Source organism: Stutzerimonas stutzeri (genome assembly GCF_024448935.1).
Classification (GTDB): Bacteria; Pseudomonadota; Gammaproteobacteria; order Pseudomonadales; family Pseudomonadaceae; genus Stutzerimonas; species Stutzerimonas stutzeri_AO.
This window is the reverse complement of sequence record NZ_JAMOIE010000030.1, coordinates 39,918-48,733: the sequence shown is the minus strand read 5'-3', so window position 1 is coordinate 48,733 and position 8,816 is coordinate 39,918. Positions and strand designations below refer to the sequence as shown.

Below are 8,816 nucleotides of genomic sequence, written 5' to 3'. Positions count from 1 at the left end.
TTCGTAAGAGGACCGGGGGTTTGTCTTTGGGCGAAGAAAAATTCGTTCGACTTTGGGGCCTCGCCTCGGCAGCAGAGGCTTGTCGAGCAGACCCAGAAGCTGCAGAAGGCACTCGGCCCAGCCGCAGCTCAGCGCTACAAGTGCTGAGCACTTCTCGATGTTCAGATGAACATGCCGCTGCCTACAGCGCCTCGCGCCTCTAGGCAGATGCTGCTGGCGCTGTTTGAAAGTCCAGCCCACCCACCTTTTGCTCAAATACCCCGCCTGCTTTCTGTGCTTTTTCCAGCAGGGGATTCATATGGAAACGATGTAACCGATCCATAAACCCATCTTTTACCAACCGGGGCCAGAGCCTACTGTGGCGAGGCTGGTGAGCAGTCTCACGGCAATAGCGTTTCTTAGTCTTCCATGCTCTCTGTGCCGACGGCGTGAGGTCCGTTCGCTTACCATGCTCAGGTCGGGCTTGTGATAGATGGCGTGCTGGGAGAGAATTCCCTCCAGCTTCGTCAATGAGTATCAGTTTAGACATTGCAAACTCGCAAGTTCTTCGGTGTAGGAATCTAGATTGTGCGGGTTTGCTCTCCCTCCTTCTGCCCCTCGCGCTAAACGTCAACAGCCCCTAACGGAATAAGGTATAAAAATGCTGCCTAGGATCTCTGAAGAAGCAATCCAGTCTCTCTACATTGCCTATTTTGGCCGTGCTGCCGACCCGGAAGGGCTTCAGTACTGGTCTAACACGTTTGAAAATCAAGAGGACGATTTCTCTGGCATTGTAAAAGCGTTTGAAGTAAGCGATGAATATATTGGCCGGAGTGCTTCAGCCAGCAATGAGGTGGTCGTCACAACTATTTATCAGCAGGCCTTTGGTCGTTCTCCCGAGCCGGAGGGCTTGGCTTACTGGACAGAGGCTCTGGATGGCGCAACGTTGTCTCCGGCTGATCTTGTCATCGCCATGATCGAAGGGGCTTCTAATGCAGACGCCAGTGTCCTGAATGCCAAGACCCAGGCAGCTGAAGGCCTGACAGAGGTGCTATCCAGCAAGGTGGGAGGGGAGCAGGCTTACGCTGACAACCTTGATTTTGCTCGCACCTATCTGCAGAACGTTACGAGTGAGGCCGACCTTGCGAGCCTCTCGCCTGAGCAGCAAGTCGATGGATTGATCAACACAGCAGCATCACTACACCATGCCGCAGTGCAGTCGATTTACCTCGCCTACTTCGGTCGTCCCGCCGATCCGGAGGGACTGGAATACTGGGCTGCGCAGATGCTCGCCGAAGGTGGCGAAATGCTGAACGTGGCGCGTGCCTTCGCCAGTTCTGATGAGTACCAAGAGGGATTGGCCGAACTGACACCTCAGGAGCAGGTCTCGGCGCTCTATCAGCAACTATTTGGTCGTGAAGCCGACGCTACCGGCCTGGCTTACTGGAGTGATGCTCTGGTGACTGGTGAAGCCACACTGGGGGATATCGCCCTCGCCATGATGCAGGGTGCGCAAGGCCCGGATACGGAAGTGCTGCAGGCCCGTCAGGACTTTGCTACAGCATATACTCAGCGACTGGTGGAAAATCCCAAGTTATTGGCCACCGTCTCCAGTGAAGAGGGCTTGGCCAATATTCGCAATGTTCTGAATTCAATAATGACAGCCCGCGATGCGGAGGCGGCACTTGACAATATGGAAGTGCTCCAACCGGAGCCCGAACGTGAGTCTGAGTCTGAGTCTGAGCCTCAGCCCGAACCGGTACCTCAGCCCGCACCGGAAGCTCAACCCGAGAGCACCCAGCTTACACTGACGATGACGGAGGACTGGGAAGCGGGTAGTAACTCCGTCAAATTCAGCCTCACTTTCCCGTCCGAGGCCTCTCTGGATGGGGTATCCCTCCAAGGGGGCGGCGCCCTTTCCTTGTCTTCTGCAAGCACCTCCCTAGGCGGCGTGACTACTGTCGACTATTCGCTATCTGCGAGCAATGGCCAGAATAGTGGCGCCTTGGTGTTCTCGTTCACTCTGAATGAGTCGCAACTGGATGATTTCGAAGTCGAAGTGCAAGGTCTCACCATCAATGGTAGTGCCTTAAGCGACACAGTCTATCTTTATCAAGATGGTCGCATGGTGGAACCCGAACCCGAACCCAAGCCGATACCGCAGCCCACACCTGACTTGGATTCCACCTTCAACCTCGTTGAAGATGGGCACTTGACCGAAGATGATGGTGTTTTTAAGTATTGGCAGAGAAGCGACAATACTACTGTCGCTATTAATGAAAAGAAAATTTTCATAGAGGAAGGCGTTGAGATTTCAGCCGATTTTGATGTCTTGTCAACTTTTAATGGTGCAGGCTATTCAATCACGGGCCCAGGCGACTTAGTCGTTACCTTTTATAGTGAAAATGCACCGCAATATCCGGTAACATTAGTCATTGAACTTGATAGTGGTAATTTAACTTTTGATTTCACGGCAACCCAATTAAGTGACTTGGAAGGCCTTGAGCTAGCTGCCGACAGCACCATCAGCCTCAACGGCGGCACACTGAACGTCTCCGGCGGTATATTAGACATTTCCAACATAGAAAACGCTGATCAGTTCTCGGGAGTGGATAATGTAATCATCAACCAGGGCGAGCAGCTGCCGATTCCCGATCCGGAGCCCGACTCCATCAGCGGCGTTGCCCAGGATGGTTATTTGCGGGGGGCTACCGTCTTTCTGGATCAGGATGGGGATGGAAAATGGGATGAGGGGGAGCCTCAGAGCGTCACCGACTACCTGGGTAACTTCACCCTGCTCGGCGGAAAGGAAGGTACCTTGATCGTCCATGGCGGCACGGACGTCAGTACCGGTCTAGCGAACGCCGGGATCTTCAAGGCGCCGGCTGGCTCCACCATAGTCAATCCGCTGACCACGCTTGTGGCCGAAATCGCCGGTGAGAATGCGACACCGGAGCAGGTGGCAGAGGCACAAAGTAAGGTCATCAGCGCCCTGGGGCTACCTGAAGGCACGGACCTTACCGGTAGCGATCCTATTGCCGCTGCACTTTCCGATACTGCCACCGCTGAAGAAAAGGCCGCAGCGCTTCAGGTGCAGTCTTCTTCGATTCAGGTCGCCAACCTGATCACGACCACGGCCAGAATGCTGAGTGGCATGGACGGAGATATCGGCTCGGCGGCCAAGAACACGGCGTCGTTCATCGCCGACACGATCCGAGAAAGTACCGAGTCGGTCGATCTTTCCGATGCCGATACGATCACCACCATCATCGACGGTTCCGCCGCGCAAAATGGCAGCGCCCTCGAAAGCGGGACAAGCGCATCCGCGGCAGGCTCCCTGGCCAATCTCAATCAGCGCGTGAAGCTCGCAGTTTCAGAGGAAGGCGCGACTGCCGAGCATGCGTTAAATAACGCCGTAAAAGCACAGATCGTGGCTCAGAAGGACCTGGCCGATGCGCTTGCCGGTGGCAACACACTGGACGATGAAGCATTGAATACGGCCATCGAGTCGGCAGAGCCCAAGGAGTTGCAACCGGACCTCAAACAAGAAGGCGCCCCTTTCCTGGTGGGAACCACCCCCGTCGATGGCGCGGCCAATGTGCCGGCTTTCACGCGCGTCACGCTGACCTTCAATGAAACGGTCATCGCCCAGCAGGGCGGCACGATCACAATCCATTCCGAGGCGGGCGAGCCGCTGGTCATCGACGTCACTGACCCGAACCATGTGACGGTGCAGGACAACGTGGTGAGGATTGATCCACAGATCAACTTAGCCAATGGGTTGGCGTATCACGTCATAGTCAGTGAGGGAGCCTTTGCTGACGGTGATGGCAATCCGTTTGCCGGGATCGGTGACGCTACCACGCTTGATTTCATCATCAAGGCTGGCAATACCATTACCGGCACCGAAGGGGATGACGAACTGACTGGCACCTTGGGCAATGACACCATTCACGGCCTGGGCGGCTACGACCAGATTCGCGCTGAGGCCGGGAATGATACGGTCCATGGCGGCGCCGGCTACAACGATATTTGGGGTGGGGCAGGTGATGACACCCTGCAGGGTGGCGATGATGGCAACAACATTTCCGGTGGTAGTGGCAACGACAAGCTGTATGGAGGTGTAAGGGATGATTATCTGTATGGCGAGGAAGGAGATGACCTTCTCGAGGGTGGTGCGGGTAACGATGACCTTTACGGCGGTAGCGGCAGCGACGTCCTGAACGGTAGCGAGGGAGACGACAGGCTCACGGCGGCTGACTATTATAGCTATAATAGTGAGTCAGAATCCGACAATGAGCTGAACGGTGGCGCCGGCAATGATTACCTGTCTGGCGCTGGGGGTGATGATGTCCTCAACGGCGGTGACGGTGATGATATGCTGTATGGTTACGGTGGTGCTAATGAGCTGAACGGAGGGGCTGGTGCTGACTTATTGTCCGCCGATCAGGCGAGCACGCTGAATGGCGGTGATGGCGATGACACCCTTTACGCAAGCCTGGGCAGCACGCTGACCGGCGGCACGGGCAAGGATACTTTCAGCGTGGAAAGCAATCGCTGGATGATGGAGCCAAGCGATCAACCGCCGGCCGTGGTTACCGATTTCACGCTGAGCGACGACGTTCTGGATATTTCGACGCTGGTCGCGGACAGTGAATACTCCGGCTTCATCGATTATGCCGGTGGCAATCCCTTCGATCCGACCTTGGGTTACCTGTCACTGACCCAGGAAGGTGACGATACGCTGCTGAACATCGACTTCGATGGCCTGAATGGCGCCGAATATGACATGCAGTCGTTCATTAAACTGGTAGGTATCAGTTCCAGCGAGCTGCAGTCGGTTAATTTTACGCCAAGCGTTGATATGGTTGTGGCTGGAGGTGTCACTGGATAACAGCGAAATACAGATGTAGATCAGGGCGGCATCAACTGTCCGTGACACTGCTCCCTGCCGGGTGTTTTCCGGCAGGGGTCTTCATCGTCGAACTGCCAGCCTCTGACGGCACTGTAAAACGCAAAAACCCATTAGCGAGAGGTGGGGTTTATGGGCGCGTATGGACTCATCCTCTATGGCAAGCACTTTGTTTGATCACAACGAAGGTACGACTGCCTACGTGTATCCGGTCTCTTTAGAGGCGGTACAGCGGGAGATTTGAAGCTGAACTAAACAGCCCGCACCATTGGCTAGCTGCTTAGTTCGTGATCTTCAGCTGACTGGCTCGAACTCTTTAGCAGGCCTTTGAGCAGCTGCGCCGTCAAATGGCTCGGACCGCTCGCGACGCTTGATGAACTGCCAGTCCGCCTCGTCGATGTAGATTCCGCTCGGACCGCTGCCGCCTTCCAGATCGATGGCGACGTGCGCCGAAACCTGCGGTTTCACTGAGGCGAGGATCGGCACGAAGCCCAGCTGCAGGCTGGTTTCGATCAGCGCCTGCTGGTTGCGCTCGTCGATATCCGCCGCCTCGTCGAGGTAGTAGGGCAGGCGGATGCGCCCGGCCTGCTGGCGGTCCATCAGGTGCAGCAACAGGTACATGTTGGTCAGCGCCTTGATGGTCATGGTGGTGCCGTTGGATGCCGCACCGTCGATGTCGATGTGGATCACCGGCTGACCGCCGACCTTGGTGATCTCGAACGCCAGTTCGAACAGATCTTTCAGGCCGAGCTGATTGTTGTTGGCAGCGACCAAGCGCGCCAGGTACTCCTTGGCTTCCTCGTTCTTGCTGTCCTGCTCGCTGCTCTGCTGCAGATCGAACACCGACAGCGTCTCGCCTTCCTCGTACTGCCCGGCGCTGTGGATGATCTGGTCGATGTGCTTGAGCGCATCCTTGTTCGGCGCCAGCACGATGCGGAAGCTCGCCAGGTTGGAAACCTGACGCTTGTTGATCTCGCGGTTGAACAGCGCCAGCTGGTGTTCCAGGCTTTCGTAGTCGCTACGGATGTTGCGCAGCGTCCGGGCGATGTCGGTGACCGCGGCACGGCGGGCCTTGGCCAGGGTCAGCGCCTCGTCCTGACGGTGGGCGTAGGCGTTGACCAAGAGCTGCAGGCGGCGCTCTGGATCTTCCTCGCTGTCGAACTTGGCCACGCCCTTCAAGCGCACCTGGGCATACAGCGCCTCGATCTGACCGTCGACGCGCTGCAGCGCCTGCCAGCTGTCCTGGTAGTCGTTGAGCAGCGGCAGCAGGTTGTCCAGCGAGTCGTCCACCGGGTCCATGAATGGCGTGCCGAACGGCAGATCCGCCGGTAGCAGCTGGCGGCGTCGCAGGGCGTCTTCCAGCGTCCGCTCCTTGGCTTCCAGATCCGCCAGCTGACGGCCGACCAGCTGCAGCTTGGCGGACAGGTGCTGCACGCGCTCGGCAAAGGCGTCACTGGTGCGCTTGAGTTCTTCCTGGGCGGCCTCGGCCTGGGCCAGCTGTTCCAGCTTCGCCGGCTCCTCGGCGGCCAGGGTCTGGCTGCGGCGGAAGTCTTCCAGCGCTTTCTGTGCATCCAGCACGGCCTGGTACAGCGCCTCGGCCTGGGCCTTGCTCGCCGCGCGGTCGACGGCCACCGCATGCTGGGTCTTGAGCTGCTTGAGCTCGCGCTCCAGGCGATCCTTCTGGTCGCGCAGGGCGGCACGGTCGGCCAGGGCCTGCAGCGCCGGTGGCTCGATATGCGAGAGGTCGATGGACAGGCCCGGCACGGCGAAGGTGTCGCCCTTGAAGCGATCCAGCACCGCTTCGACGACCTTGACCCAGTCATCACCGTCGGCCTGGATGCCCTTCTCGCCCAGCGGCAGGCTGAACAGCTGGCCATTGAACAGGCGCATCAGGCGGTCGACGTCCTGCTGGCTGAACTCCTCGCGCAGGCGCGAGTAGCTGTTGTTGTCGGCGTGGTCGAGTTGCTGCTTGACTGACTTGAGGCGTTTTTCCAGGTCACGCAGACGCTCGTCCAGGTCTTCGCTGGAGAACTGCCGCGACTGCGCCAGGGCACCGGCCAGTTCGTCGTGGGCGTCCTTGGCGGCGAGCAGTTGCTCTTCCAGCACCTTGGCATCGTCCACCAGGGCGAAGCGGTTCTTCAGCACTGAAAGCTCGCCGAGCCAGCGCTGGATCTCGCTGATCTCGCGTTCCAGACGCATCAGCTCACTGGTACCGCCACGCTGTTCGTTCTGCAGGCCGTCCTGCTCGTTGCGGTAATGCTCGGCCTGGATCACCAGCTCTTCCTTGCGCGCATCGGCATAGTCGTGCCACGTGCCCAGCAGGTTGTCGAGCAGCGGCGAGAGGCGATGCAGCTTGCCGCGCAGCACTTCGCGCTGGGCCACGCCCGAGGCCAGCGCTTCGATCAGCGGGCCGGCGGTGACCAGCGCCTGGTAGTCCTGCTCCATACGGCGTACGTCGCGGAAGGCTTCCTCGGTGGCGGCGATATAGTCGACGCTGCCGGAGCGCAGGCTGTGCTCGAAGGCATCGAGGAACAGCTGCTTGAGCTTGGCGGCGGTGATCTCGCGCATGTGCAGCAGGTTGATGAACAGGGCGCGGAAGGTCTTCAGGCTCTGCTCGCTGGTCGAGCGCAGCGGGATCAGCGTCATGTCCAGCGGGATCGAGGTATGCCCGCCGACCAGTAGCCGGCGCAGCTCATCCGGCTTGGCCTCGTAGGCCTTGATGCCGGCGCGTTCGAGGTTGGCGAACAGCTCGCGCTGGCGCAGGCAGGTGCCGTTCTGCTGGTAATGGTCGAGGTCCAGCGAGCCCTGGTAGACGAAGAACTGATGACCGAAGCCGCCGCCTGGCCCGCGGCCGGCCACGCCGATCACATGCGGGCCGTGGGGCAGCATGACTTCGACGAGGATGTAGCTGGTGTCCGAGGCGAAGTAGAACTTGCGCGACTGCTCGAGGCTGTACTTGCCGAAGCTCATGTCCGACATGCGCGCCAGGATCGGGAACTGCAGCGCGTTGATCGACGCGGACTTGCCGAGGTTGTTGGCGCCGTAGACCGACAGCGGGTTTTCCAGCGGAAAGATGCCGAGGCTGTAGCCGGCGGTGTTCAGCAGGGCGAAGCGGCGGATGCCGTAGCGTTCCTGGCTCATGCTTCAAGCTCCTTTTCTTCGGCGATGGCGCGCGCCAAGGCTTCTTCTTCCGATTCTTCGGCTGTTTCCTCGATGAGGATGATGTCGTCCTCGCCCTCGTCCTCGGCGATCAGCTCCGGGGCGGGCAGCGGTAGGTCGCTGCTGTGCAGGCTGGCGGCGAGATCGCGGTCCTGCTGCACCGACAGGCAGACGTCGAGGAAACGGTGCATCGGCGGCAGGAAGCGGTAGACGCCGTTGCTGTCCTCGGCGAAGCCCAGCTGCGTCAGGCGGCGAATGACTTTCTCTTCCAGTTCTTCCTGAGTGGTGACTTCGGCCTGCAGGAACAGGTCGCGGTACTTGTCCAGCAGCGCCGGCAGTTCATCGCGACCGAGGCTGCCACCGTCAAGCACGGCCAGCGGGTCGCGCCCCTGGTCGGCCAAGTGCTCGACGAGGATGAAGGTGAACAGCGCCAGGCGCTGGGCGGTCTTGTTCACCTGCGCGCCCATCTGCTCGGGGACGAAGTAGTAGAAGCCGCGCGGATCGCAGACCAGCTCGAAGCCGAGTGCCTTGAACAGTGCGCGGTACTGGTCCTGCATGTTCGACAGCTGCGCGTAGGGCTCCGGCTCGCTGCGCGACAGGTGATAGCCCTTGAACAGCTCGCGGAAGATCGGCGCCAGCTGGGTCATTTCCTTGAGGTCGATGTTCATTCAGGTCGCTCGGATATCGTCGGGGTGATGGTGGACAAGCTGCACGTTGTCCACCCGTTGGCTGGGCGTCGCGGAACGCGGTATGGCGGATCGCTTTT

General features: G+C 59.2%; 3 protein-coding genes. 1 reads left to right on the top strand and 2 read right to left on the bottom strand.

Going from position 1 to position 8,816, the window contains the following annotated elements; genetic code table 11:
* The first annotated feature begins 640 nt into the window (after positions 1–640).
* Positions 641–4,873, top strand: coding sequence for a DUF4214 domain-containing protein (locus NA637_RS10935; RefSeq protein ID WP_256072288.1), 4,233 nt, complete (start codon positions 641–643; stop codon positions 4,871–4,873).
* A 312-nt stretch (positions 4,874–5,185) separates the two neighbouring features.
* Here NA637_RS10935 and mksF read toward each other — a convergent pair whose 3' ends face one another.
* Entirely contained in the window at positions 5,186–8,032 is a 2,847-nt protein-coding gene (gene mksF / locus NA637_RS10930; protein ID WP_256072287.1) for an Mks condensin complex protein MksF, read from the bottom strand.
* Positions 8,029–8,718 (bottom strand): Mks condensin complex protein MksE, encoded by a 690-nt coding sequence (mksE, locus tag NA637_RS10925; RefSeq protein ID WP_061338275.1) that lies wholly within the window; start codon positions 8,716–8,718, stop codon positions 8,029–8,031. The genes mksF and mksE overlap by 4 nt, the downstream gene beginning before the upstream one ends.
* Positions 8,719–8,816: the final 98 nt, after the last annotated feature.

Bases quoted from the DNA above. Each gene is read 5' to 3' on its own strand.
- mksF (WP_256072287.1), bottom strand. From the start codon at position 8,032: ATGAGCCAGGAACGCTACGGCATCCGCCGCTTCGCCCTGCTGAACACC.
- NA637_RS10935 (WP_256072288.1), top strand. From the start codon at position 641: ATGCTGCCTAGGATCTCTGAAGAAGCAATCCAGTCTCTCTACATTGCC.
- mksE (WP_061338275.1), bottom strand. From the start codon at position 8,718: ATGAACATCGACCTCAAGGAAATGACCCAGCTGGCGCCGATCTTCCGC.